We start from the raw sequence: 25,016 nt of genomic DNA, 5'->3' as shown, positions 1-25,016 counted from the left end.
GGCGATGTCGAACTGGCGCACGCTTTCGATCTCGTCCCCGAAAAAGTCGAGACGCAGGGCATGGAGCGCCCCGGACGGCATGAGATCGACCAGCCCGCCGCGCACCGCATATTCGCCGGCGTCGGCGACCGTATCGGTGCGGACATAGCCATTCGCCTGCAACAGGGCGGCCAACCGGTCCCGCCCGATGCGTTCGCCGGGTGCCAGCTTCGCCACCAATTGCCGGACCCGGAACGGTGTCAGCGTGCGCTGCGTCGCGGCGTTGGCGGTAGTGACCAGCAGTTGCGGCTTTGTGCCCTTCACCTGCAGCGCATGCAGCGCCGCGAGCCGTTCCGAGGTGACACGCAGCGAGGGCGAAGCGCGGTCATAGGGCAGGCAATCCCAGGCCGGATACTGCATCACCTCCAGTTCCGGCGCGAACCAGATTGCGGCGTCCGCGACGGCCCGCATCGCCGCCTCGTCCGACGTCACCAGCACCGCGCGCCCCTTTGCCGCGCGGGCGAGATCGGCGGCGAGGGACGGCAGGAAACCGGACGGAACGCCGGACAGGGTCAGGGGGCGCTTGGCCGTCAGGATACGATGAAGGTCGGGCATTCAGGACTTTCGCTGGGCGGCATGTCATGCCGATTCCGAACGGGTGGGGGAGGCGAAAAGGCAGGAAGGATCATTCCGCGACGGGAATATAGTCCAGCCGGCGCATCCGCTCCATCATCGGCCCTTCGTAGCGCGGCGGCACGGGGATGGTGCGGAGCGCCCAACCCATGATCTCGACATCTTCCTCATCCAGAAGGGCTTCGAACCAATCGACCTGTTCGGCGGTCCAGCCGGCATGTTCGCGATCGAAAAAGCCGCCGATCATCAGATCGGCTTCCTTCGTGCCGCGGTGCCAGGCCCGGAAACGCTGGCGTTTGATGCGGGTCTGCACGTCCATGGGGTTCCCAACACAAAGAGACCGGCGGACGTCTTGGCGAACGTCGTCGGCGGAGGCTATGGGCATGCAGATAGTCATGCGCCCCGATATACTCAATCCGCTGTTCGTAGACGTGGAGTCGCTGAAGGGCGTCGGCGCCGCCTTGTCGAAGCCGCTGGCCAAACTGGGGTTGACGCGTGCCGTCGACCTGCTGTTCGATCTGCCGACGGGCTATGTCGACCGCACGGCCGTCACTGCGCTGGACCAGTCCGATGTCGGCCGGGTGGTAACCGCGGTCGTGACGCCGAACGAATATCGGATCGGGACCAGTCCGCGCAGTCCGTCGCGCGTGATCGCGACCGATGCTGCCGGCAACAGCGTGGCGCTGGTGTTCTTCCGCGCCAATGCCGCGATGGCGAAGGCGTTGCTGCCGATCGGTGAAACCCGTGCGGTGTCGGGCAAGCTGGAGCAGTACGACCAGTGGCTGCAGATCGTGCATCCGGACGTGATGACGCCGGAGGAAGCCGCGGCGCTGCCGCCGCGGGACCCGGTCTATGCCCTGACCGCGGGCCTTACCAACCGGCGCTTGCAGGCGCTGGTCGCGCAGGCGATCGCGCGCGCATCGGAATTGCCGGAATGGATCGAACCCAGTCTGTTGACGACGAAGGACTGGCCGACGTGGCGCGCCGCGCTGGTGCGGGCCCACGCCGATCCGTCCGATGCCATCGCCAAGGAGCGGCTGGCCTATGACGAGGTGTTTGCCAACCAACTCGCGCTGATGCTGCTGCGGGCGTCGTCCCGCCGGCGCAAGGGCCTGCCGTTGCAGGGAGACGGGCGGCTGCGCACGGCGTTGAAACTGCCCTATGCGCCGACCGGGGCGCAGGCGCGCGCGATCGCGGAAATCGAGGGCGATCTGGCGCAGCCGCGGCCGATGACCCGGCTGCTGCAGGGGGACGTCGGATCGGGCAAGACGCTGGTCGCGACCATGGCCCTGCTGGCAGCGGTGGAAGCGGGCGCGCAGGGGGCGTTGCTGGCGCCGACCGAGATCCTGGCGCGGCAGCATCATGCGACATTTACCAGAACGCTGGCAGGCTTGCCGGTCACGGTCGCGATTCTGACGGGGCGCGACAAGGGGCGGGTCCGCGAATCGACGCTGATGGGTCTGGCGGACGGATCGATCGATATCCTTATCGGGACGCACGCGATCTTTCAGGAGGCGGTCGCCTATCGCCGGCTGGGGCTGGTGGTGGTCGACGAACAGCATCGGTTCGGCGTGGCGCAGCGGATGATGTTGCAGGCGAAGGCGGAGCGTCCGCCGCATCTGCTGGTGATGACGGCGACGCCGATCCCGCGCACGCTGACGCTCAGCCAGTATGGCGAGATGGACGTCAGCCGGCTGGACGAAATGCCGCCGGGGCGCCAGCCGATCGAGACGCGGGTCCTGTCCGGCGCGCGGCTGGACGAGGTTGCCGACGCACTGGGCCGGCATATGGAGAAGGGGGGCCAGGCTTATTGGGTGTGCCCGCTGGTCGAGGACAGCGAGGTCAGCGACCTGGCGGCGGCGGAGAGCCGGGCGACGTTGCTGAAGGAGCGGTTCGGCGACAAGGTCGGGCTGGTCCACGGCCGCATGAAAGGGCCGGAGAAAGACGCCGTGATGGCAGCGTTCCAGCGGGCGGAGACGCAGGTGCTGGTCGCGACGACGGTCATCGAGGTCGGCGTCGACGTGCCCAATGCCACGCTGATGATCATCGAGGCGGCCGATCGTTTTGGACTGGCGCAGTTGCATCAGTTGCGTGGCCGTGTCGGGCGGGGGAGCGGGAAGTCGACCTGCCTGTTGCTGCGCGGGGACGGGTTGAGCGAAACGAGCCGCGCCCGACTGGCGTTGATGCGCGAGAGCAATGATGGGTTCCGGATCGCCGAGGAGGATCTGCGGCTGCGCGGGGCAGGCGAAATGCTGGGCACGCGCCAATCCGGGGAGGCGCAGTTCCGGCTGGCGGACCCGGAAAAGACGGCCGCGCTGATCGAGACCGCGACGGCGGACGCGCGGTTGCTGGTGGACCGCGACGGTGGGCTGGATGGTCCGCGCGGACAGGCGGCGCGAGTGGCGCTCTATCTGTTCGAACGCGATGCGGCGGTGGGGTTGCTGCGATCGGGTTAGAGCATGATGATCCGAGACGGATTTTCTCTACCAAACGGAACTGTATGTGACGCGTTTGCCTTGTGCCGTCGTGGTTTAGCCGTGGACGCGTTCCAGGCCCGCAATGACGAACGCAGACAGCATCGCGGCATCGCCGGCGGCAAAGGTGTGGGAGGCGCTGTCGATGCGCACCACCTCCGTCCGGGCGCGCAGCGCGTCGAAGGTCTTGCCGTTCCAGGCGTCGTCGAACGCAATTGCGGTGCCGTCGCCCCGTGCGAGCAGGATCGCGAGCGGACGGCCGCCAGCATCAAGCGCGGCGGCGATGCGGCCGGACAGGCTGGTATCCGTGGTGGCGCCCAGGCTGGCGACGCCGCGTGCGGCCTTGCGCAGATCGACCCCGCCCGTGAGCGCGCGTTTCCAGAAGCGCCAATCCATCAGCCGTGCCGCATAATGGGCCCGGACCGCGGCCGGCGGCGGCAGATCGCCAACCGGTTCGACCACCCAGGGGTTGGCGAGCAACAGCCCGTCCATACCCGCATCCGCGTGATGCAGCGCGAGCGCGGACGCGCCGTCGCACAGGCCGAAACCGACGATCCTGCCCCCCGCGGGCAGGCGTTGGCGGAGCGCGGCGGCGGCGGCCGCAATGTCTGGGCCGCTGCCCGCGAAGCCGGGATCGTCCCCGCCGCTGTCGCCAACGCCGCGGCGATCATAGCGCAGCACCGGCCAGCCGGCCGCCGCAACCGCCGCGGCCAGATGCGCCATGCCGCCATGAGCGCCCGCGCGGATCTCAGTTCCGCCGCCGACGATCAGCAGGCCGGTCGATCCCGCCGCATCGTCGAAGGTCGCTGCGATGTCCGCGCCGGCGCAGGGTAAGCTCAGGAAAGCGCGCATGTCTGTGCCATCCGATCGATGTCCTCAGCGATCTGCGCCGCCATGGTGCGATCACGGCCGGGTTCGGCGCGGCGCCATAGCGGTGATCCGGCGATGCGAGCGTCAGCGGCCTTGGGGTCTTCGTCCAGCCGGGCCACCCGTGCCTGGCCCAGCGGAACGGCGGATGCGAGCGGACGGGCCAATGCAGGGTCGAGCGGGATGCCGGCGAACCCCGGGGGTGCGGATGCGGGCGCCGCGGTCATGCGCTGCGCCCGCGCGAGGTCGCGCAGGATCGTGGCGCCGTCAACCGGCATCAGGCGCCAGCGGCCGACGGCATCGGCCGCGTCGTCCAGGACGGCGCCGCCCCGGAAGGCGGCCAGGATGGGCGGCAGGCCAGTAGCGGCGCGGAGCAGCGCAGCGGAGCCGGCGATCATCGCCCGCCAGTCGTCCAGCGTCACCGTGGCCATTGCGGTCAGGCTTTCCGCCGTGCCGGGCAGGTCAGGCAGCGCACTGCCGCGGCCGAGCGCGGCCAGGTCGATCATGACGTCCGACAGCAGGCGCCGGCAGCGGTTCATCTCCCCGAACAAGGGTGGGATCAGCAGGATCGCCGTGCCCCGGCCCGATCCACAGATTCGCAGATATTCCTCGCGCCCCCGCACCTCCAGACGTGCGACCTGCGCAACGGCATCGGTCACGGCAATGCCTTGTTCCGCACGAAATGCAGAAGGCTGCCAAACGTCTCCATCATCTCGCCATCGACCTCGTCATCCTCGATCACGATGCCGAGCCGATCCTCGATTTCCGTCAACAGGCCGGCGACCGCCATCGAATCCAGTTCGGGCAACGCACCGAACAGCGGAGTCGTTTCGACGAAGGTCGCCACGCGCGCCGGCGCGATGCCCAGCGCGTCGGTCAACACCGATCGGAGCGTGGTCTCGATGATCGCGGCGTCCTGGCTCAATATCCGTCTCCCGGGTTCGGTCGGACGCCCTAACCGCCTCTGCGCGCGCGGACAAGCGCCGCGGCCCGGGCGCGGACATATCCGTAGAGCCCGGTGGGGCTGGACAGGCGGTAGAGGTCAAGCCGCCACAGGATGTTGCGCATGTCCATCCAGTCCGCCTTGTAGGGATCATCCCCGGTGCCGAAATCGATCAGCGTCGGTCGGTCCTGATCGATCACATGGCGAAACATCGCTGCGGTCAGCACCGTGCCGGGCGACAGCGCACGGGCCGATTCGGCATAAGCGAGCTTGTGGATCGTCGCCCGGCCGTGTTCGACCAGCCAATATTGCGCGGCGACCGGCCGATCGTGCAACGTGGCGACACCCAGCCGGAGCGTTCCGGCGGCGCCCTCCTGCTGCACCAGCGCGCGCTGGAATGCCGGCGATCCTTCCGCACCTTTCCAGCTGTCCGCGTAGACGGTTTCATAGGCGGACCACAGCGCGGGATCGAAGCCGTTGGCGATCTCGATCCGGAATGGCGAGGCTTTGGCCTTGCGACGCGCGGTGTTGCGGAGCTTGCCGGGGCGGGTGGCCCACCAGCTTTCGAAGTTCCCGGTCACGGCTACCTGGCGGTTGACGGTGGCAGGTGTCGCGATCACGCGCCAGCCGGTGGCGGCGAAGGCGCGTTCGAAACGGTCGCGATCGCCGCCCGTCAGCGGAGCGAGCGTCAGCGTATGGAAATGCCGGCCGGCTTCCTTGGCACAGGCAGCGAGCAGGATGTCATGCACACCCATACCGGCGAACACCGGCGCGAAGGCCAGCGTGTACCAGCAGCCAAGCGCGTCCGCACGGCCATGCCCGCGATCGGCGAGAAACAGCCAGGCCTTTGCGGCACCATCAACCGCGCAAATCACGACCGGCTGGACATCGGGCAGATGCCGCGTCACCAGCCGGAACCAGTCCAGCCGATCGAACATATGCGGCTGCGCGGCGCGGCCCAAGGCTTCGCCGGCGTCGTCCGCTACCGCATCGAGATCGCGATAGAGGTGAACGTTAAGGTGCATCGCGCTAATCCCTTTCGCGGCGGCGGCGAAGCGCCTGCGGTCTTGCCATATGGAGGAAGCGTGCAAGTTCCGGTTAATGGTCCCGATCCGGTCCCGCAACGGCTCGACCGGCTGGCCTTGCGCGGGCGTGGCGGCGATCCGGCGCTGGTCGATCGGACCGGCGCGCTGGATCATGCGGGCCTGAATCGCGCCGTCGGCATGCTGGCGGCGATGCTGCTGGACCATGCGACGATCGGCGACCGGGTGGCATGCTGGCTGCCCAAGACGCGGACGGCGTGCCTGTTGCCGTTGGCGTGCGCGCGGGCGGGGGTGGTGCATGTGCCGATCAACCCGTTGCTGAAGCGGGCGCAGGTCGCGCATATCCTGGCCGACAGCGGCGCGGTCCTGCTGATCAGCCAGCCGGCGCGGATCGCGACGTTGGAGCCGGGGGATGCCGCCGGGGCGGTCCTGATCGACGAAGCGGCATTGTCCGGAGAGCGGACGCCGCTGGCCGCATCGCGGCCGGATGCCGATCCGTACGCTTTGGCGCAGATCCTGTATACGTCGGGATCGACGGGGCGGCCGAAGGGCGTGATGCTGAGCCACGCCAATCTGTGGCTGGGGGCGGTATCGGTCGCTCATTATCTGGGCCTGGCGGCGGATGATCGCGTGCTGGCGCTGCTGCCGCTGAGCTTCGATTATGGACAGAGCCAGTTGCTGGCGACCTGGGCGGCGGGAGCCTGTGTCTATCCGCTCGATTATCTGACCGCAGGCGATGCGGTGAAGGCGGTGGGGCGGCACGGGATCACCACGCTGGCGGGGGTGCCGCCGCTATGGGTGCAACTGGTGGAGGCGGGGTGGCCCGAGACGGGGGCGCCCAGCCTGCGGCGGATCACCAATACTGGCGGACGGCTGTCGATCCCGCTGGTGCGGCGGTTGCGGACGTTGTTCCCCGCCGCGCGGCTATTTTCGATGTATGGGCTGACCGAGGCGTTTCGGTCGACCTATCTGGACCCCGCACTGATCGACCGGCATCCGGATTCGATCGGTGTGGCGATCCCGTGTGCGGAGGTGCTGGTGGTGGCGGCCGACGGCACGATCGCGGCGGATGGCGCGGCGGGCGAGCTGGTGCATGCCGGGCCGCTGGTGGCGGGGGGCTATTGGAACGATCCGGAGCGCACGGCGCTGCGGTTCCGCCCGGCCCCGGCCGGATCGATGCTGGGCGGCACCGCGGTCTGGTCCGGCGACACGGTCATGCGCGGGGCGGACGGGCTGCTGCGGTTCGTGGGGCGGGACGACGAGATGATCAAGTCGGCCGGCAACCGGATCAGCCCGACCGAGGTGGAAGAGGCCGCGGTCGCCGCCGGCGCGGCGGAGGCCGTGGCGCTGGCGCTGGCCGACGACCGGCTGGGTCAGTCCGTGCTACTGATCGCGCGCGGCGACGGCGATACCGCGCGCTTGCTGGCCGCTATGAAGCGCGACCTGCCGAACTTCATGGTTCCGCAGCATGTGGTATGGCGCGACGACTTGCCGCGTAACGCCAACGGCAAGCTGGATCGCGCCGCACTGAAACAGGACCATGGGGCATGAAAGCCGCCGGAACGATCCCCGCTGGATATGACAGCGACAACGGCATGCTGCACATCGCCGGGCAGAGCGTGGAGCAGCACATCGAGACGGCCGGCGATACGCCGCTGTTCGTATATGACCTAGCGCGCGTGCGGGCGCAGGTGACGGCGTTCCGGCGGCAGATGCCGGCTGGCGTGGCGTTGCATTATGCGATGAAGGCAAACCCCTGGCCGCCATTGCTGCGCGCGATGATCGGGATGGTCGACGGGATCGACATCGCGTCGGCGGGCGAACTGGCCATCGCGCTGGAATGCGGGGCGGAGGCGGATCACATCAGCTTCGCGGGACCGGGCAAGCGCGACCGCGAACTGCGCGCGGCGATCGTGGCGGGCGCGACGCTGAACCTGGAATCGGAGGGCGAGGCCGAGCGCGCGCTGGCGATCGCGGCGGCCGAACGGTGCACGCCGCGGCTGGCGGTGCGGGTCAACCCCGACTTCGATCTGCGCGGTTCGGGCATGAAGATGGGGGGCGGCGCCAAACCATTCGGGGTCGATGCGGACCGTGCCGCCGCGCTGATCCGTCGGATCGTCGCGGCGGGCGCCACATATCGCGGCCTGCATATCTTTGCGGGATCGCAGGCGCTCGATCCGGCGGCGATCGCGGATGCACAGCGATCCGCCCTGGCGCTGGCGGCGCGGATCGGCCGGGACAGCGGCGCGGTGCCGCCGCTGGTCAATCTGGGCGGCGGGTTCGGCATCCCCTATTTCCCGGGCGAACGGCCGCTGGAAATCGGCGCGGTGGGGGCGGCGCTGGCGGCGTCGCTGGCGGCTCGGGACCCGGTACTGGCCGAGACCCGGTTCGCGATCGAACTTGGGCGCTGGCTGGTGGGTGAGGCGGGCGTCTATCTGACGCGGATCGTGGACCGGAAGATCAGCCATGGTGAAACCTTTCTGGTGACCGATGGCGGGTTGCACCACCAGCTGGCGGCATCGGGCAATTTCGGAACCGTGGTCCGCCGCAACTATCCGGTGGCGATCGCGACGCGGTTTGGCATGGAGCCGGCGGAAACCGCGAGCGTGGTCGGGTGCCTCTGCACCCCGCTCGATCGGCTGGCCGACCGGGTCGCGTTACCGCATGCGGACGTGGGCGACTTGGTCGCGATCTTCATGGCGGGCGCCTACGGCGCCACCGCGAGCCCGGCGGCTTTTCTCGGGCATCCCGCGCCGGAACAGATTCTGGTCGATGCGGATCGCGCGCAGCCGTGAATAGATGGTAAAGATCGGGTGAACAGGCCGAACAATCGCTTGCCCCTAACCGTATCTTCACCTGTATCGGCCATTTCGAATGTCTTCCCTGCGCGATCCCGATCGCCATTGCAGCCCCAAGGTGTCGACGACCATGAACCAGAAGACCCTGCCCGTCTTGCCCATGGCCCTGATGCTCGTACTGGCAGTCAGCGGTTGCGCCACCGGATCCGCGCCGCAATTGCCGCCGGCCGCATTCGTGACGGGCGCGCAGGGGCCGAGCGAGGATTATGTGATCGGTCCGCTGGACAGCCTGACGATCTTCGTATGGCGCAACCCCGAACTGGGCGGCAAGGTCCAGGTGCGCCCCGATGGCCGCATCACCACCCCGCTGATCGCCGATCTGCCCGCGGTGGGGCGAACGCCGGCGCAACTGTCGGACGATATCAAGAACCGGCTGGCGACCTATATCAAGGAACCGCTGGTGTCCGTGATCGTCGACAATTTTTCCGGCACCTTTTCGCAACAGGTCCGGGTGGTCGGCGCGACCGGCAAGCCGGCGTCGATCCCGTACCGCGCGAACATGACCCTGCTGGATGCGATGATCGCGGTCGGGGGTCTCAGCGAATTCGCATCAGGCAACAAGGCGCGGCTGATCCGGTTCGACCGCACCACCGGCAAGCAATCCGAATATGGGCTGCGCATCGGCAAGCTGCTGAAGCAGGGCGATGCCAGCGCCAATGTCGCGTTGCAGCCGGGCGACGTCATCATCATTCCCGAAAGCATGTTCTGATCCGCGGCGCGGGCGGAACGGAACAGGGCGGGAGCGCGACGGCAGATGAACGGCCTTTATGACGAAGTGAAGATCGCGCTGCATGCGGTCTGGCGGCAGCGCTGGCTGGCGCTGGCGGTCGCGTGGGGTGTCGCGCTGCTCGGCTGGCTGATCATCGCGCTGATCCCCAACAGCTATGAAAGCGTGGCGCGGGTTCAGGTGCAGAACCAGTCGATGCTGACCGATGCGGTCGGGATCAGCGCGGGCGACCAGCAGGGGGATATCGATCGCGTCCGATCGGCGTTGCTGTCGGTGACGAACCTGCAGAAGGTGGTTCTGGCGACCGACCTGATGGATACGGCCGGAACCGACGCCGCGATGGCGGAGAATATCGGGATGGTGCGGCAGGCCGTTACGGTGAAGGCGTTGCCGGACAATCTGTTCGAGATCAGCGCGCGGATCGGCGGCGGCGGCCGATCCGATGCCAGCAACGCGCGGCTGGCGCGGCAGGTCGTGCAACAACTGGTCGAGATCTTCGCCAGCGAGAATGTGGCGGGGAGCCAGGCCGAAGCCGGCGCGACGCTGACCTTCCTGAACCAGGAACTGGCGCGGCGGGCACAGCAATTGTCCGAAGCGGAGCAGAAGCGCGTCGCGTTTCAGCAGAAATATATGGGGCTGTTGCCGGGTGTGGGATCGTTCGAACAGCGTGCCGAACAGGCGCGGGTGGAACTGAACCAGATCGACTCCGAGCTGATCGCTGCACGCAGTGCCCTGTCGGCGATGAGCGGCCAGATGGCGGGTACCCCCGCGACGATCGCCGCGCCGAATTATGGCGGCAGCGGGGTGCCGATCGGCGGAGCGCGCGGCCGGATCGCGGCGCTGGAAGCCCAGCTGAGCGACGCCGCGGCGCGCGGCTGGACCGATCAGCATCCCGACGTGATCGCCGCGCGTGCACAGATCGCCCGATTGCGGCCCGATGCCGCCCGCGAGGCGGCAGGCGGCGGCGGGGCCGGCAGCATGCCCAATCCGGCCTATGCCTCGCTCCGGTCGATGCAGGCCGATCGCCAGGCGACGGTATCCGCCTTGGCATCGCGCCGGGCGCAGTTGCAGGCCGATATGGCGGCGTTCACGTCGAAGCAGGCGTCCGAACCCGGTGTCGCGGCCGAACAGGACCGGCTGAACCGCGGGTATGACGTGCTGAAGGCGCAATATGACAAGCTGTTGCAGGACCGGGAGCAGATCCAGCTGCGGTCCGATGTCAGCACGAAGACTGACGCGGTGCGTGTGCAGGTGATGGACCCGCCGTCGGCGCCGCAGGTGCCCGCCGCGCCGAAACGGCCATTGCTGCTGATCGGCATCCTGATCGTCGCGCTGGGCGCGGGGATTGGCGTGGCTTTCGCCAAGGGGCAATTGACCAGCACCTATCCGACCGCAGCCAAGCTGGCGGCGGCGACCGGATTGCCGGTGCTGGGCGCGGTATCCGAAGTGGTGACGCCGGCGCAGGCGGTGCTCCGCCGCAAATATCTGATGCGCTTCGCCGGCGGCGTGGGGGGGCTGTTCGCCTGTTTCCTGCTGTTGATGGCGATCGAGTTCATCCAGCGCGGGATGGTGGCATGAGGAACGTGCAGATGAGCGAACCGGGCCGATCGCTGTTCGAACGCGCCGCCGAAGTCTATGACTTCAAGGCGGCGGTGCGCGCGCGGGCGCCCATCGCCGGGTTGCCACCGGTGCAGGACCCGCAGCCGCCGGTGGGCGAGCGCGGACCCGATGCGTCGCCGCCGCCCCTGCCCAATCGGCGCGGGGTGATCGATCGCGACGCGTTGGCGGCGGCGGGCTTCGCGCTGCTGGACGACCGGGTCACGGCGTTGGCGGAAGAGTTCCGGCTGGTAAAGCGGCAATTGCTGCAGGCCGCGACCGCGCCCGGCAGCATCGCCCGCGACCGCATGATCCTGGTGGCATCCGCCCTGCCGGCCGAGGGCAAGACGTTCTGCGCGGTGAACCTGGCGCTGTCCGTCGCGGCGGAGAAGGATTTCGAGGTTCTGCTGGTCGATGCCGACGTCGCCAAACCGTCGATCCTCGCGCTGCTGGGGTTGGAAGATGGCCCGGGGCTGATGGACGCGATCGCCGACCCCGCGTTGGACGTCGAGGGCTGCATCATCCGCACCGACGTCCCGCATCTGTCGGTGCTGCCGGCGGGGCGGCCGGGCAATGACACGACCGAGCTGCTGGCATCCGACCGGACCCGGCTGGTGCTGGACCGGATCGTGACGCGGCGGCCGAACCGGGTCCTGATCTTCGACTCCCCGCCCGCGCTGGCGGCGTCGCCGGCATCGGAACTGGCGCATCATGTCGGGCGCGTGATGCTGATCGTGCGTGCGGATCGGACCAGCGACGTCGAACTGCGCGAAGCAGTGGCGTTGCTGGGCGGATGCGGGGACATCCGGTTGCTGTTGAACGCGACCGCGATGGCGTCCGGCGGGCGACGGTTCGGATCCTATTATGGTCATGAGGGCTGACGGCATGATTTTGACCGTCCTGCCTCGCCTGTTGGCGATCACCGCATTGGCCGCCGCATCGGCGGCGACCGCCAGAACCTATGTCGCGCCGTATATCGAGGTGCAGCAGGTGCTGGACGTGCCGATCAGCGGCGACCGCGACGTGCTGACCTATACCGCGCTGTCCGCCGGGGTGGAGGCGGGGGCGTCGGGCCGGCGTCTGGAAGGCACGCTGAGCTACCGCTACGAGCGCCGCATTCCGTGGGGTGGCGATGGCGCGGTGCCGAGCGATACGCACAGCGGGATTGCGCGCGGAAGCGTGCAGCTGGTGCCCAACCTGCTGACCTTGCAGGCGGGCGCGATCGCGACGCGAACGCGGGTCGACCCGCGCGGCGGCGGCATCGATTTCCTGGGTCGCGGCAACAATGTCGCGCAGGTCTATGGCGGCTATGTCGGCCCCAGCCTGGCGACGCGGGTGAGCGGGCTGGATGTGGCCGCCAGCTACCGGTTCGGCTATGTGAAGACCGATAACGGGTTCGGGGGCGGCGATCTGGGCGCGGGGCAGTTCGCGCTCAACCGCTATGACCGTTCGATCAGCCACACGCTGGGCGGCAGCGTCGGGATGGATCCGGGGCAGCTTCCGTTCGGATGGAATGTGTCGGGATCCTATGTGCGTGAAGACGCCCGGCCGCTGGACCAGCGGTTTGAAAACGGCTTCGTGCGCGGGCAGGTGGTGGTGCCGGTCGCGCCGACGCTCGCGCTGACTGCTGGCGTCGGATATGAGGATATCCAGATTTCGCAGCAGGCGGTGCAGCGGACCGCCGCGGGGCTGCCGGTCATTGATTCCCGCGGGCGCTACGTCGCCGACCGCGCGGCCCCGCGGCAGATCGGCTATGATTTCGAGGGGCTGTTCTACGACGCGGGCGTGATCTGGCGTCCCGGCCGGCGGACGACCCTGACCGCGACGGTGGGCAAGCGATATGGGCAGTTTGCCGCGACCGGATCGTTCGTGCACCAGTTCGATTCGCGCAGCGGCATCACGATCGGCGTCTATAACGGGATCGACAGCTTCGGCCGGTCCATCGGGAACAGCCTGTCCGCGCTGCCGACGCAGTTCGCAGTGCCGCGGACGGGGCTCAACAACCGGTTCGACGGGTGCGTGTTCGGGGATCAGGGCACCGGCGGCTGTTTCAACACGGCGTTCCAGTCGGCGAGTACCTCCAATTACCGGTCGCGCGGGATCAACGCCCTGTATTCGGCGACGCGCGGGCGGACGACGGTCGGGCTGGGCATCGGATATGACGAACGGCGCTATCTGGGGCCGATCCTGATCGCGAACGGCCTGTCCGCAGCCAATGTCACCGACCGCAGCGTGATCGCGCAGGCCAATGCCGCGCTGGCGATCGACGACCGTTCGTCGGTTTCCAACCAGATCTTCGTCGCCTGGTACGAAAGCGGACTGCCCGGCGCGGACGGCGTGCTGACGGGTGGTGTAACCAGCAGCTATTTCCGGCGGATCACCGATCGGTTGAGCGGGAATGCGACCGTCGCGATATACGCCACCGACCAGGAAGACTATGACACGGACATAGCCGGCCAGTTGCTGTTGGGCGCACGCTACCAGTTCTAGGCCCATCGTTAAGGATTGTGCGGGTATGGACCCGCACAGGAGACGCGAAGATGTACGAAGACCATTATGGCCTGACGGATCGTCCGTTCCAGCTGACGCCGGACGCGAAGTTCTGGTTCGAAAGCGCGACGCACCGCAAGGCGATGGCGTATCTGGGCTATGGCATGGCGCAGGGTGAAGGCTTCATTGTCATCACCGGGGAAATCGGCGCGGGCAAGACGACGCTGGTCGCGCATCTGATGGCGACGATCGATGCGCAGCGGCTGACCGCGGTCAAGCTGGTGTCCACGCAGGTCGATGGCGACGCGCTGCTGGCGCTGGCGGCGCAGGCGTTCGGGATATCGGTGCAGGGGCTGGGCAAGGCGAGCCTGCTGGACCGGATCGAGCGATTCCTGATCGACCAGGCGCGGATCGGCAAACGGACGCTGCTGATCGTCGACGAGGCGCAAAATCTGACGCTGCCTGCGCTGGAGGAATTGCGGATGCTGTCCAATTTCCAGGCGGGGGGAGAGGCGTTGCTGCAGATCTTCCTGCTGGGGCAGCCGGAGTTTCGCGAACAGCTGCAATCGTCCGACCGGTTGGAGCAGTTGCGGCAGCGGATCATCGCGACGCATCACCTGGACCCGATGGGGCAGGCGGAGGTCGGGCCCTATATGCTGCACCGGCTGGCGCGCGCGGGCTGGACGGGCAATCCGGATTTCACCAGCGACGCCTATGACGCGTTCTTCCGCCATTCCGGCGGGGTGCCGCGCAAGCTGAACCAGATTGCGGGGCGCGTGTTGCTGGCCGGATCGGTCGAGGGGCGCGCGGTGATCGACGCCGCGCTGGTGGATGCGGTGGCGGCGGAGATGGACGGCGACGCCAACCGCGCGCGGATCATGACGGATGACGTCATGGCGGAGCCGCGGCGGAGCGCATCGGTCACGCCGCTGCGGACCGATCCCGTTCCCGACATCCGCCTGTCCGCGATCGAGACGCGGCAGGCGGAACTGGAAGTCGCGCTGCACCGCGTGCTGGGATTGCTGGTGGATTGGGTGGAGACCGACACACCCGCGACGCGCAGCGACCGTGCCCGCCCCAGCGCGGCCTGAGCCGATGCGCAATGCGTTGTCGGTCGATGTCGAGGACTGGTTCCAGGTCGGCGCGTTCGAGACCGTGATTGCACGCGATGCTTGGGCGTCGTGTGAGGATCGAGTCGCGCGCAACGGGGATGCGGTGCTGGCGCTGTTCGACCGCGCGGGGGTGAAGGGCACCTTCTTCACGCTGGGCTGCGTCGCGGCGCGGCATCCGGCGCTGATCCGCAAGATCGTGGCGGCGGGGCATGAGATCGCCAGTCATGGCTGGGACCACAAGCGCGTGTTCACGCTGACCCCCGATGCGTTCCGCGCCGACCTGGCGCAGGCGCGGGCGGCGATCGAGGATGCGGGCGGCGCGCGCGTCACCGGGTACCGCGCACCGAGTTTTTCGATCGATACGCGAACGCCGTGGGCGCATGCCGTGCTGGCCGAGGCCGGCTATGCCTATTCATCGAGCGTCGCGCCGGTGAAGCATGATCATTATGGCTGGCCGGAAAGCCCGCGCCATGTGTGGCGACCGCTGGCGGACAGTGCGCTGATCGAATTGCCGGTGACCACCGCGCGGATCGGCGGGCGAACGCTGGCTGCGGGCGGAGGCGGGTTTTTCCGGCTGCTGCCCTATGCCTTTTCGCGCTGGGCGATCCGGCGCGCGAACGGGCAGGAGGGGCGGCCGGCGATATTCTATTTCCACCCGTGGGAGATCGACCCGGAACAGCCGCGCGTGGCGCAGGCGCCGTTGCGGTCGAAGCTGCGGCATTACAGCCGGCTGGCGGAGATGGAAGGCAAGCTGGAGCGGTTGCTGCGGGAGTTTCGGTGGGATCGGACCGATGTGGTCGCCGCCGAACAGGCCGCGACCTTGTCGTGAACGCGGTGCTGCCGATCGGGATCGGTGCGGGCGGCGCGATCGTCCGCGTGCAGGCGATTGGCGACGATCCCGCTGCGGTGGCGCAGGCCGATCGGTATGCGCGGGCACATCCGGCGGGGACGCCGTTTCACCTGTCGGACTGGAATCTGGCGGTCTGCACGGGATGCGGACAGGTGCCGCATCTGCTGGGCGCGTATCGGGGGGAGGTGCTGGTCGGCATTCTGCCGCTGACCGAAGTGCATTCGCCGTTGTTCGGTCGCGCGCTGGCATCGACCGGCTTCGCGGTGTCGGGCGGGATCCTGGCGGATGACGATCGCAGCGGGCAGGCGCTGGCCGATGCGGCGTTGGCATTGGCGGAGCGGCTGTCCTGTCCCTCGGTCGAGTTGCGGGGCGGGTGGTTGCCGGCGGGCTGGCACCGCGACGATGCCACCTATCTGGGCTTTACCCGTCCGATCGCCGCGGACGACGCGACGGAATTGCTGGCCATTCCGCGCAAGCAGCGGGCGGAGGTACGGCGGGCGCTGGGCCTGGACCTGACCGTCACCACGGCGAGCGATGCGCGGGCGCGGGCGGATCATCATGCGGTCTATGCCACCAGCGTCCGCAACCTGGGCACGCCGGTGTTTCCCGCCGCATTGTTCGCAGCAGTGCTGGACCGGTTCGGCGAGGATGCCGACATCCTGACCGTGCATCACGACGGACGGCCCGTAGCGAGCGTGCTCAGCCTCTATCACCAGGGTGTCGTGATGCCGTATTGGGGCGGCGGGACCGGGGAGGCCCGCAGCTTGCGTGCGAACGACCTGATGTATTTCGCGCTGATGCGGCATGCCCGTGCGCGCGGTTGCGCGACGTTCGATTTCGGGCGATCCAAGGCCGGGACCGGGGCGGCCGCGTTCAAGCGCAACTGGGGTTTCGCGGGGCAGCCGCTGTCCTATGCGGTGTCGGGCGCGGCGCCGCGCGCGATCAATCCGCTGGACCCGAAATATCAGGCGAAGATCGCGCTGTGGAAGCGGTTGCCGCTGCCGGTGGCGAACCGGATCGGCCCGTGGATCGCGCGGGGGCTGGGATGAACCGCGACATCCTGTTTCTGTGCCACCGTGTGCCGTTTCCGCCGGACCGGGGCGACAAGATCCGGTCCTTTCACATCCTGAAGGCGCTGGCCGCGCTGGGGCGGGTCCATCTGCTGACCTTTGCCGATGATGATGCCGATGCGGCGCATGCCGATGGGCTGGCGCGCTGGGTGGCATCGACCAGCGTGATCGTGCGGCGGCGCGGACGGGCGCGGGCGGCGGTGTCGGCCGTGCTGTCGGGCAAGCCGGTATCGCTCACCCTGTTCGATGCCGCGGCGATGCGGCAGGCCGCCGCCCGCCTGTTCGCGCAGCAGCGGTTCGATGTCGTCTATGCGTTTTCCGGACAGATGGCCCAATTCGTGCCGCCCGATGCCGATGCCCGGTTCCTGATGGATTTCGTCGACGTCGATTCGGCCAAGTTCGACGGCTATGCCGCGACCGCCGGCCCGTTGTGGCGTAGGATCAACGCACGCGAGGGACGACTGCTGGCGCGGTATGAGGGGCAGATGGCAGAGCGGGCCGACCTGTCGCTGTTCGTCAGCGGGGCGGAAGCGGCTTTGTTTCGGGAGCGCCACCCGGGCGTGGGCGACCGTGTGATGGCGCTGGAGAACGGGATCGATTGCGACCGGTTCCGGCCGGATGCCGTGCTGCCGCCGCTGCCGCCGCTGCCGCCGCTGCCGCCGCTGCCGCGCGGGAACGGACCGCTGCTGCTGTTCACCGGCCAGATGGATTATGCGCCCAATGTCGAGGCGGTCGACGGGTTCGCCCGCGGCGTGTTCCCCGCGATCCGCAGCGGGTTTCCGACCGCGCGCTTCGTGATCGTCGGGCGTGCGCCGGTTCCGGCGGTGCAGGCGCTGGCGATGCTGCCGGGGGTGGAGGTGACGGGCACGGTTCCCGATGTCCGGCCGTGGCTGGCCGCCGCAGACGTGGTGGTGGCGCCGCTGAAGCTGGCGCGCGGGATCCAGAACAAGGTTCTGGAGGCGATGGCGATGGGGCGGGCGGTGGTCGCGAGCCCGGCAGCGCAGGAGGGGATCGACGTGGAGCCCGGCCGCCACCTGATCGTCGCCGGTCCGGAACGGCAGGCGGATGCAGTGCGGGCATTGCTGTCCGATCCCGTCCGCCGCGCCAGCCTGGGCCGCGCCGCGCGGGCGCGGATGGTGGAGCGTTATGGCTGGGACCAGGTGCTGGCCCCGCTGGCCCGGATGACGAGCGGAGCCGCCAACCCGGCCGCGATCGCCGCCGAGTGAGCGCGCCGATCGCCATGATGCGCCGGGCCGGCCGAAGCCCACCCGCGCGGCATGCCGCCTGGACCACTGCGATACCGGTGCTGGCGGTCGCGGTGCTGGCGATCCTGCTGGTGTTCGCGCGCGATGCCGCCGCGATGGCGGCGATCTGGTGGACCAGTTCGACGTTCGAACATTGTCTATTGATCGTGCCGATCCTGATCTGGCTGGTGTGGCAGCGCGCGCCGGAACTGGCGCGGGTGACGCCGCGGGGCTGGGCGCCGGGGCTGATGCTGGTCGCGGCCGGGGCGGGCGGCTGGTTGCTGGGGCAGGCGGCCGGCGTCGCGCTGGCGCGACATCTGGGGCTGTTGCTGATGGTGCAGGGCGCGGTGGTCGCCACGCTGGGGCCCGCGGTCGCGCGCGGGCTGCTGTTTCCACTCGGCTATGCGTTGTTCCTGGTGCCGGCGGGGGAATGGCTGGTGCCGCCGCTGCAGACGCTGACCGCGCGGATGTGCATGGGATTGCTGCACCTGTGGGGTATCCCGGCGCGGCTGGATGGCGTGTTCATCACCACACCCGGTGGCTGGTTCGAAGTGGCGGAGGCATGTTCGGGCGCGAAGTTCCTGATCGCGATGCTGGCGTTCGGGACGCTGGCCGCGCATCTGTGTTTCCGAAGCCCGGTACGACGCGCGCTGTTCATGGCGGCGGCCGTGCTGTTGCCGGTGCTGGCCAACGGGGTGCGCGCGTTCGGGACGATTCTGGTCGCGCAATATTCCGGTCTGGCGGTGGCGGGCGGGTTCGATCATGTCGTCTATGGCTGGTTCTTCTTCGGCATCGTGATCGCGCTGCTGCTGGCGATCAGCTGGCGCTGGTTCGACCGCGGTGCGACCGATCCGGCGTTCGATCCGGCGCGGATCGAGCCGGTGGCGCCCGTCGCCGATCCGCGGCGACAGGGGGTGGTGGCGATTGCGGCGGTGCTGATCGCGGCGTTGCCGGTCGCGTGGACCGCGGCGGTGGCGGGTGGCGGACGGCTGGCGCCCGGTGCCATCGCCTGGCCGCAACCGCCGGGCTGGACAGCGATGACGCGAACCGACGGATTGCCGTGGACCCCGAACTTTCCGGGCGCCGACCGACAGGGCGTCGTCCGGTACCGCGATGCGGCCGGACACAGGGTCGACCTCGCGATCGCGGCCTATGGCGATCAGACGGAAGGGCATGAACTGGTCGGATATGGCATCGGTGCGGTCGATCCGGCGAGCCGCTGGACCTGGGGTGCGGATGGCGCGGCGGTCGCGGATGGGCGCGCGATGCGGATCGTGGGACCTGGGGATACGCCGCGCGACGTGCTGCTGTTCTATCGCATCGGCGGAATCACGACCGGGAGCGCGGCGCGGGTGAAGCTGGAAACGCTGCGCACACGGCTGATCGGTGGATCGCGGCATGCGGTGGCGATCCTGATATCGGCCGAGGCCCCGAAGGACGGCAGCGCGCGGCCGGCGCTGGATGCGTTCGCGCGTGCGCTGGGGCCGATCGCGCCGCTGGCGGACCGGGCGACACGCTGATGTGCGGGATCGCCGGTATCTTCCACCGCGAAACCGCAAAGCCGGTCGATCCGGCGCGGGTGCGGGGCATGACCGACGTGCTGGCGCATCGCGGGCCGGACGGGTCCGGCGTGTGGACGGGGAGCGGGGTGGGGCTGGGCCATCGACGGCTTGCGATCCTGGATCCGACGCCGGCCGGTGCGCAACCGATGGCGCTGGACATGCTGACGATCGTGTTCAACGGCGAAATCTATAACTTTCAGGAGGTTCGCGCCGAGCTGAGCATTGCAGGGCACCGGTTTCACACCGATTGCGACACCGAGGTCATCCTGCATGCCTATCGCCGCTGGGGCCCGGCATGCCTGGACCGGTTCAACGGAATGTTCGCGTTCGCGCTGCACGACGCCGCAGACAACAGCCTGTTTCTGGCGCGCGACCGGTTCGGGGTGAAGCCGTTGTTCTGGACGGAATTGTCCGATGGCGCGCTGCTGTTCGCGTCCGAGCTGAAGGGTATGCTCGCGCATCCGCTGGTACGGCCGATGCCGGATGCGACCGCGATCGATGATTATCTGGCGTTCGGCTATGTTCCGGACGATGCCTGCATCGTGGCAGGCGTCCACAAGCTGCCGGCCGGACATCATATGCTGGTGCGGCGGGGCATGGCGTTGCCGCGGCCACAACGCTGGTATCAGCTGAGTTTCGCCGACCGGGCGACGGGGAGTGCCGCCACGCTGGCGGACGAACTGGACGCGCGGCTGCGCGATGCGGTGCGGTCGCGGATGGTGGCGGACGTGCCGCTGGGCGCGTTTCTGTCGGGCGGAGTCGATTCATCCGGCGTGGTCGCGATCATGGCGGAGGCGAGCGCGCACGCGGTACGGACCTGTTCGATCGGGTTCGACGAGGCCGATCATGACGAGACCCGCTATGCGCGGCTGGTGGCGGAGCGCTTCGCCACCGATCACCGCGCGCGGACGGTGGCGGCGGCGGATTTCGGGCTGATCGATACGCTGGTCGCGGCCTATGACGAACCATTCGCCGATGCCTCTGCACTGCCGACCTACCGGGTGTGCGAACTGGCGCGCGAGACGGTGACGGTCGCGCTGTCGGGCGACGGCGCGGACGAGGCCTTTGCCGGATATCGGCGCCATGCGTTTCAGGCCGCCGAGGAGCGGGTGCGCGGGCTGATCCCCGACCGGTGGCGCGAACCGATCTTCGGGCGGTTGGGTGCGGCTTATCCGAAACTGTCGCGTGCGCCGCAGTTCCTGCGCGCGAAGTCCACCTTGCAGTCGCTGGGGCGGAGCGGGGCGGAAGCCTATGCGACGTCGGTCGGGATCACGGCGCACGGCGATCGCCACGCGCTCTATGCCCCCGGCTTCGTCGCGGCGCTGGCGGGGCACCGGGCGGAGGATCGCTATGTCCGCACCATGGCCGAAGCGCCGGCACGCGATGCGATCGACCGGGCGCAATATGCCGACATGCAGATCTGGTTGCCGGGCGATATCCTGACCAAGGTGGACCGCGCCAGCATGGCGGTCAGCCTGGAGGCGCGCGAGCCGTTGCTGGATCACCGGCTGGTCGAGTTCGCGGCGCGGTTGCCCGCGTCGATGCGGCTGCACCGCGGTCAGGGCAAATGGCTGTTGAAGAAGGCGCTGGCGCGGCGTTTGCCGGACGATATCCTGTATCGCCGCAAGATGGGATTCGTGACACCGATCAGCGCATGGTTTCGTGGACCCCTGGCGGGAGAGGCGAGGCGGATCGGTGAAGGATCGACGCTGGCCGCGACCGGATGGTTCGACGCCGGCCGGTTGCAGCAGATATCGGAGGCGCATCGCAGCGGGCGCGAGGATCATGGCCGACTGCTGTGGCAATTGCTGATGCTGGAGAAATCGCTGACCCGGCTATTCGGAGCGGGCGGCTGACGATAGGCTGTTCCGCGACGGATCATCCGGGGGGATCAGCAATGCAGGACGGGATGCCGAACAGGCCGGTCGCGGTGGAGGCCGAAACGCTGCGGGGGCAGTCGTTCCGCTATTTCGATTTCGTGATGGCGGCGTTCGTCACCATCCTGTTGCTGAGCAACGTGATCGGCGCGGGCAAGCGGGCGGTGATCGACCTTCCGTGGATCGGGCCGTGGCCGTTCGGGGCGGGGCTGCTGTTCTTTCCGGTTTCCTACATCATCGGTGACGTGCTGACCGAGGTCTATGGCTATGCGCGGGCGCGGCGCTGCATCTGGGCCGGATTCGCGGCGATGCTGTTCATGGTGGTGATGTCGTGGGTGGTGGTGCGGATGCCGCCCGACGCCGGCTGGACCGGACAGGCGGCCTATGAACAGGTGTTCGGGCAGGTACCGCGGATCGTGATGGCCTCGATCTGCGCCTTCTGGGCCGGGGAGTTCGCCAATTCGCTGGTCACGCCTTTTGTGATTAGCAGTTTTCATTGCCGCCAAACATTTTCAAAGGCTTAGCCATGATCGCCGATTCCCAAATCAAGCAAATCGCGGCGAGTGACCTCGTCGAAAGGCCGATGCGCTATTTCGATTTCGTAATGGTGGCATTCGTAGTCATCCTGCTTCTGTCGAACGTGATCGGTGCCGGAAAACGAGCCGTAATTGATCTTCCCTGGATCGGCCAATGGCCGTTCGGCGCAGGCATTCTTTTCTTTCCCGTCAGCTACGTCATCGGCGACGTGCTGACCGAGGTTTATGGTTACGGCCGTGCCCGGCGATGTATTTGGGCGGGCTTCGTGGCGATGCTATTCATGGTCTTCATGTCGTGGGTCGTCGTGAAATTGCCCCCGGACGTGGGCTGGACGGGACAGTCGGCCTACGAAAGCGTTTTTGGACAGGTGCCGCGCATCGTGCTCGCGTCCATCTGCGCCTTTTGGGCGGGAGAGTTCGCTAACTCGCAGGTCCTGGCAAAAATGAAAGTCTGGACGCGGGGACGGCATCTGTGGACCCGGACCATTGGCAGCACGATCATCGGGCAAGGGGTTGATAGCCTCCTTTTCTATCCGCTTGCATTCGTCGGTGCGCCGGACTGGCCGGCCGACGCGATGATGAAGGTGATGGCCAGTCAGTTCATCCTCAAAGTCTCATGGGAGGTGCTGCTGACGCCCGTCACCTACGCCGTCGTCGGCTTCCTCAAGCGCCGCGAGGGAGTGGACGTGTATGATGAGAATACAGATTTCTCGCCGTTCAAGACACGTCTCTGACATCATCTGCTAGGTGCGGCGAAGGTTAGCGCGCGCATCTTTTAGAGTCATTCTCGATCACGATTGCCCGTATCCAGAGTGGCGGAGATAGTTTGAGCATTCACCTGGCTTGAACCGTTCGAGGATGGCTTTCAGCGCGTCGCAGATGGCTGATCTTCCCTCGGTTTGACGGACACCGATGATAGGCTCTGCGGCGCCAGGAGGTGTATGATGGCGAGTAGGACGAAGCGTCGGTTCACGGACGAGTTCAAGCGCGAGGCGGTCGCGCTGTGGGAGACGAGCGGTCGCATGCAGACCGAGGTGGCAGCTGAGCTGGGGATCATGCCGACGATGCTGCGTCGTTGGCAGCGCAAATGGGGGATAGCAGCGTTCCGCCGGTAGGCCCGGCGGCGAAGCCGCCAATATCGGCACTGACGTCGCCAGCCGATCAGGCGTCAGAGATTGCGCGGCTACGCAGGGAATGGGACCGCGCGCGAATGGAGCGCGACATCTTAAAAAAAGCCGTCGGCATCCCCTCGACTATGCTCGGGACAGGCTTTGCGGAGATGCCGCGATGAAGTTCGTCTTTATCGAGCAGCATGCGTCCACCTGGCCGGTGAACGTCATGTGCCGCATGCTCGGCATGTCGCGGAGCGGCTATTACGACTGGCGCGGTCGGCCGCCGAGCGCGCGGACGACGGCGAACCTGGCATTGCTTGCCGACGTGCGCCGACTTCGGGCCCGTCATCAAGGCCGATATGGATCGCCGAGGATGCATGCCGCCCTGCGCGCGGAAGGCCGGCAGTGCAGCCCTGGCCGCGTCGAACGACTGATGCGTCGGCATCGTATCCGTGCTCTGGCAGGGCGCCGCTTCCGACCGTGTACCACCGACAGTCGTCACTATCTCCCGATTGCGCCGAACCTGCTGGCGCAGAACTTCGCGGCAACCGCGCCAAACACAATCTGGCTCGCCGACATCACCTATATCCCGACCGGCGAAGGGTGGCTGTATCTCGCCGCCGTGCTCGATCTGGCAAACCGCAAGATCGTCGAATGGGCGATGCGCGATCACATGCGGACGGAGTTGCCACTGGCGGCCATGATGATGGCGGCCCAGCGGCAGCGGCCTGACCGCGGTCTCATCTGCCACTCGGATCGCGGGTCGCAGTATGCCGCCGGTGCCTATGTCGACCACTTGGCTGCGATCGGCGCGACGCCCTCGATGAGCCGCACCGGCAATTGTTACGATAATGCCCCGATGGAGAGCTTCTTCCACACCCTCAAGGTCGAGTTAGTCCATTAGTGCCGATGGGCGACGCAGGCCGAAGCGCGGCAAGCGCCGTTCGGATACATCGAAGGCTATTACAACCGACACCGCATGCACTCCGCCCTCGGGTATCTTGCGCCCGAACAAGCCGAACAGCGCATGACCGGCTAACCCAGCGTGTCCGCCGAACTGGGGGAAGATCAAGCCGTTCCGAGAATGGAACCCAAGAGATAGTGCACAGCTAGGCTATCGGTCGCAGCCGCCGATCGTTCCAGCAAGCGAATTACGTCAGCACTTTTGGCAGGCAACGACCTCAAGGTCATTGCGGCGATGGCAAATGAAGGTGCGGCTTCGGCTACGCGCGCCGCACAGCTTGGATTGGATTGCAGAGTGTCGAGCGTATAATCCCGGCATGTCGGGTCAAACTTCAACGCGCCACCATCACCCTTAAATAGGGCGGTCGGGTCGGCAGAGTTGACCGTGACTGCGGCCTGAGGAGCGGTAGTGGCGAGAAGGACAGCGAGCAGCATTTTTAACCCCATAAGGCACCAGCCCTACCATTCTGTGAAGCTGCGCGTCGCGGCAACCGCTATCATACGGTTTACAAGACAAGCCCTACGCAAAGGGTGCATCGAAGCGTCCGCTGACATCCGCTTCGACAACTGGCTGACCTCGACTGCGAGAACCGACACCGGAGTTGCCGCACGCTTCCTACGACGGTCGAAATGACACCTTTTGGGCGCCCCGCATCCGCGTGATCTCGCCCCATGCTTAGTAGATCAGGGCGGAAAGGAGCGCCGCGATGAGCCAGTGTCGGTAGGGCCGCGTCATCATCAGCTGGACCGTGCGACGAAGCTTGCTAGGGTTCAAACCCAATCAGACTATTGATCTGAGCTGATCTTCCTGATTCACAGAGAGTGTGACGGTGGAGGCGGCAGATGGCGTTGTTCTGGTTGTCGGACGAGGCGTGGGCGGCGATCGAGCCGCATTTGCCAAAGAACCAGCCTGGCGCTCGGCGGGTTGATGACCGGCGAGTGATTTCGGGCATTATCCACGTGCTCAAGGTCGGCTGCCGGTGGTGCGACTGCCCAGCGGATTATGGTCCGTCGACGACGATCTACAATCGTTTCAACCGCTGGTCGCGGCGGGGGTTCTGGGTTCAATTGCTCGCCGCG

The 25,016-nt window shown here is 67.6% G+C and carries 21 protein-coding genes and 3 pseudogenes; 17 read left to right on the top strand and 7 right to left on the bottom strand.

All coding sequences use genetic code 11. From position 1 onward, the window contains the following. Window positions 1-594, bottom strand: a pseudogene (locus VF649_RS12030) (transcription-repair coupling factor); the annotation flags it as partial. Between the two features lie 70 nt (window positions 595-664). Next, window positions 665-931, bottom strand: a complete 267-nt coding sequence (locus VF649_RS12025) for a succinate dehydrogenase assembly factor 2 (protein ID WP_331012193.1) — start codon at window positions 929-931, stop codon at window positions 665-667. A 76-nt stretch (window positions 932-1,007) separates the two neighbouring features. On the opposite strand from VF649_RS12025, the gene recG reads away from it, so the two are divergent. After that, window positions 1,008-3,068, top strand: coding sequence for an ATP-dependent DNA helicase RecG (gene recG, locus VF649_RS12020; protein ID WP_331012196.1), 2,061 nt, complete (start codon window positions 1,008-1,010; stop codon window positions 3,066-3,068). Window positions 3,069-3,143: 75 nt separating this feature from the next. On the opposite strand, the gene VF649_RS12015 is transcribed toward recG, so the two are convergent. Genes VF649_RS12015 through VF649_RS12000 form a run of 4 tightly spaced genes read right to left on the bottom strand, consistent with a single transcriptional unit; the run spans window position 3,144 to window position 5,921 of the window. Further along, window positions 3,144-3,938, bottom strand: a complete 795-nt coding sequence (locus VF649_RS12015) for a hydrolase 1, exosortase A system-associated (protein ID WP_331012192.1) — start codon at window positions 3,936-3,938, stop codon at window positions 3,144-3,146. Continuing rightward, window positions 3,923-4,612, bottom strand: coding sequence for a hypothetical protein (locus VF649_RS12010; protein WP_331012191.1), 690 nt, complete (start codon window positions 4,610-4,612; stop codon window positions 3,923-3,925). The genes VF649_RS12015 and VF649_RS12010 overlap by 16 nt, the downstream gene beginning before the upstream one ends. After that, window positions 4,609-4,881 carry an acyl carrier protein gene (locus tag VF649_RS12005; protein ID WP_331012195.1) on the bottom strand — a complete coding sequence of 91 codons (273 nt, stop codon included), beginning with the start codon at window positions 4,879-4,881 and terminating at the stop codon, window positions 4,609-4,611. The genes VF649_RS12010 and VF649_RS12005 overlap by 4 nt, the downstream gene beginning before the upstream one ends. A 26-nt stretch (window positions 4,882-4,907) precedes the next feature. Further along, on the bottom strand, window positions 4,908-5,921 hold the full coding sequence (locus VF649_RS12000; protein ID WP_331012190.1) for a GNAT family N-acetyltransferase: 1,014 nt from the start codon (window positions 5,919-5,921) through the stop codon (window positions 4,908-4,910). A gap of 60 nt (window positions 5,922-5,981) precedes the next feature. Between VF649_RS12000 and VF649_RS11995 the strand changes: the two genes are divergently transcribed. The 15 genes and pseudogenes from VF649_RS11995 (at window position 5,982) to VF649_RS11925 (ending at window position 24,012) form a co-directional block, all read left to right on the top strand. Next, window positions 5,982-7,490: an AMP-binding protein gene (locus VF649_RS11995; RefSeq protein ID WP_331012189.1), complete on the top strand. Its 1,509-nt coding sequence runs from the start codon at window positions 5,982-5,984 to the stop codon at window positions 7,488-7,490. Then, the gene (locus VF649_RS11990) at window positions 7,487-8,734 is read left to right on the top strand and encodes a pyridoxal-dependent decarboxylase, exosortase A system-associated (RefSeq protein WP_331012188.1); all 1,248 of its coding nucleotides are present in this window, start codon (window positions 7,487-7,489) and stop codon (window positions 8,732-8,734) included. Before VF649_RS11995 ends, VF649_RS11990 begins: the two co-directional genes overlap by 4 nt. 133 nt (window positions 8,735-8,867) lie before the next feature. Then, entirely contained in the window at window positions 8,868-9,506 is a 639-nt protein-coding gene (locus VF649_RS11985; protein WP_331012187.1) for an XrtA/PEP-CTERM system exopolysaccharide export protein, read from the top strand. 45 nt (window positions 9,507-9,551) lie between these two features. Continuing rightward, on the top strand, window positions 9,552-11,102 hold the full coding sequence (locus VF649_RS11980; RefSeq protein WP_331012186.1) for an XrtA system polysaccharide chain length determinant: 1,551 nt from the start codon (window positions 9,552-9,554) through the stop codon (window positions 11,100-11,102). 11 nt (window positions 11,103-11,113) lie between these two features. Further along, window positions 11,114-12,001, top strand: a complete 888-nt coding sequence (locus VF649_RS11975; protein WP_331012185.1) for a hypothetical protein — start codon at window positions 11,114-11,116, stop codon at window positions 11,999-12,001. Window positions 12,002-12,005: 4 nt separating this feature from the next. Continuing rightward, window positions 12,006-13,610: a hypothetical protein gene (locus tag VF649_RS11970; RefSeq protein WP_331012184.1), complete on the top strand. Its 1,605-nt coding sequence runs from the start codon at window positions 12,006-12,008 to the stop codon at window positions 13,608-13,610. 50 nt (window positions 13,611-13,660) lie between these two features. Next, a complete protein-coding gene (locus VF649_RS11965) occupies window positions 13,661-14,701 on the top strand; it encodes an XrtA/PEP-CTERM system-associated ATPase (RefSeq protein ID WP_331012183.1) in 1,041 nt (346 codons plus the stop codon). A gap of 4 nt (window positions 14,702-14,705) precedes the next feature. Then, window positions 14,706-15,551, top strand: a complete 846-nt coding sequence (locus VF649_RS11960) for an XrtA system polysaccharide deacetylase (protein WP_331012182.1) — start codon at window positions 14,706-14,708, stop codon at window positions 15,549-15,551. After that, window positions 15,548-16,621 carry a FemAB family XrtA/PEP-CTERM system-associated protein gene (locus tag VF649_RS11955; RefSeq protein WP_414713673.1) on the top strand — a complete coding sequence of 358 codons (1,074 nt, stop codon included), beginning with the start codon at window positions 15,548-15,550 and terminating at the stop codon, window positions 16,619-16,621. Before VF649_RS11960 ends, VF649_RS11955 begins: the two co-directional genes overlap by 4 nt. Then, entirely contained in the window at window positions 16,618-17,868 is a 1,251-nt protein-coding gene (locus VF649_RS11950; RefSeq protein WP_331012181.1) for a TIGR03087 family PEP-CTERM/XrtA system glycosyltransferase, read from the top strand. The genes VF649_RS11955 and VF649_RS11950 overlap by 4 nt, the downstream gene beginning before the upstream one ends. Window positions 17,869-17,882: 14 nt before the next feature. Then, entirely contained in the window at window positions 17,883-19,406 is a 1,524-nt protein-coding gene (xrtA, locus tag VF649_RS11945; RefSeq protein WP_331012180.1) for an exosortase A, read from the top strand. Further along, window positions 19,406-21,304 carry an XrtA/PEP-CTERM system amidotransferase gene (locus tag VF649_RS11940; protein WP_331012179.1) on the top strand — a complete coding sequence of 633 codons (1,899 nt, stop codon included), beginning with the start codon at window positions 19,406-19,408 and terminating at the stop codon, window positions 21,302-21,304. The genes xrtA and VF649_RS11940 overlap by 1 nt, the downstream gene beginning before the upstream one ends. Before the next feature lie 53 nt (window positions 21,305-21,357). Further along, a pseudogene (locus VF649_RS11935) lies at window positions 21,358-21,795 on the top strand (queuosine precursor transporter); the annotation flags it as partial. A gap of 56 nt (window positions 21,796-21,851) precedes the next feature. Further along, window positions 21,852-22,595, top strand: a complete 744-nt coding sequence (locus tag VF649_RS11930) for a queuosine precursor transporter (protein ID WP_331012178.1) — start codon at window positions 21,852-21,854, stop codon at window positions 22,593-22,595. A gap of 210 nt (window positions 22,596-22,805) precedes the next feature. After that, window positions 22,806-24,012, top strand: a pseudogene (locus VF649_RS11925) (IS3 family transposase). A 29-nt stretch (window positions 24,013-24,041) separates the two neighbouring features. On the opposite strand, the gene VF649_RS11920 reads toward VF649_RS11925, so the two are convergent. After that, on the bottom strand, window positions 24,042-24,371 hold the full coding sequence (locus VF649_RS11920) for a hypothetical protein (RefSeq protein ID WP_331012177.1): 330 nt from the start codon (window positions 24,369-24,371) through the stop codon (window positions 24,042-24,044). 408 nt (window positions 24,372-24,779) lie between these two features. Here VF649_RS11920 and VF649_RS11915 point away from each other — a divergent pair. Beyond that, window positions 24,780-25,016 (top strand): transposase (locus tag VF649_RS11915; protein WP_331012176.1); only part of this gene is annotated, 237 nt, incomplete at its 3' end.

The organism is Sphingomonas sp. (assembly GCF_036387535.1).
In the GTDB taxonomy this organism is placed as follows: domain Bacteria; phylum Pseudomonadota; class Alphaproteobacteria; order Sphingomonadales; family Sphingomonadaceae; genus Sphingomonas_R.
Note: the sequence above shows the minus strand (reverse complement) of the source record. Positions and strands in the feature narration are given on the sequence as shown.

Excerpts from the sequence above, each read along its gene's own strand:
- VF649_RS12025 (WP_331012193.1), bottom strand. The coding sequence starts at position 931 with ATGGACGTGCAGACCCGCATCAAACGCCAGCGTTTCCGGGCCTGGCAC.
- recG (WP_331012196.1), top strand. The coding sequence starts at position 1,008 with ATGCGCCCCGATATACTCAATCCGCTGTTCGTAGACGTGGAGTCGCTG.
- VF649_RS12015 (WP_331012192.1), bottom strand. The coding sequence starts at position 3,938 with ATGCGCGCTTTCCTGAGCTTACCCTGCGCCGGCGCGGACATCGCAGCG.
- VF649_RS12000 (WP_331012190.1), bottom strand. The coding sequence starts at position 5,921 with ATGCACCTTAACGTTCACCTCTATCGCGATCTCGATGCGGTAGCGGAC.
- VF649_RS11990 (WP_331012188.1), top strand. The coding sequence starts at position 7,487 with ATGAAAGCCGCCGGAACGATCCCCGCTGGATATGACAGCGACAACGGC.
- VF649_RS11985 (WP_331012187.1), top strand. The coding sequence starts at position 8,868 with ATGAACCAGAAGACCCTGCCCGTCTTGCCCATGGCCCTGATGCTCGTA.
- VF649_RS11980 (WP_331012186.1), top strand. The coding sequence starts at position 9,552 with ATGAACGGCCTTTATGACGAAGTGAAGATCGCGCTGCATGCGGTCTGG.
- VF649_RS11975 (WP_331012185.1), top strand. The coding sequence starts at position 11,114 with ATGAGCGAACCGGGCCGATCGCTGTTCGAACGCGCCGCCGAAGTCTAT.
- VF649_RS11970 (WP_331012184.1), top strand. The coding sequence starts at position 12,006 with ATGATTTTGACCGTCCTGCCTCGCCTGTTGGCGATCACCGCATTGGCC.
- VF649_RS11965 (WP_331012183.1), top strand. The coding sequence starts at position 13,661 with ATGTACGAAGACCATTATGGCCTGACGGATCGTCCGTTCCAGCTGACG.
- VF649_RS11960 (WP_331012182.1), top strand. The coding sequence starts at position 14,706 with ATGCGCAATGCGTTGTCGGTCGATGTCGAGGACTGGTTCCAGGTCGGC.
- VF649_RS11950 (WP_331012181.1), top strand. The coding sequence starts at position 16,618 with ATGAACCGCGACATCCTGTTTCTGTGCCACCGTGTGCCGTTTCCGCCG.
- xrtA (WP_331012180.1), top strand. The coding sequence starts at position 17,883 with ATGATGCGCCGGGCCGGCCGAAGCCCACCCGCGCGGCATGCCGCCTGG.
- VF649_RS11940 (WP_331012179.1), top strand. The coding sequence starts at position 19,406 with ATGTGCGGGATCGCCGGTATCTTCCACCGCGAAACCGCAAAGCCGGTC.
- VF649_RS11930 (WP_331012178.1), top strand. The coding sequence starts at position 21,852 with ATGATCGCCGATTCCCAAATCAAGCAAATCGCGGCGAGTGACCTCGTC.
- VF649_RS11920 (WP_331012177.1), bottom strand. The coding sequence starts at position 24,371 with ATGCTGCTCGCTGTCCTTCTCGCCACTACCGCTCCTCAGGCCGCAGTC.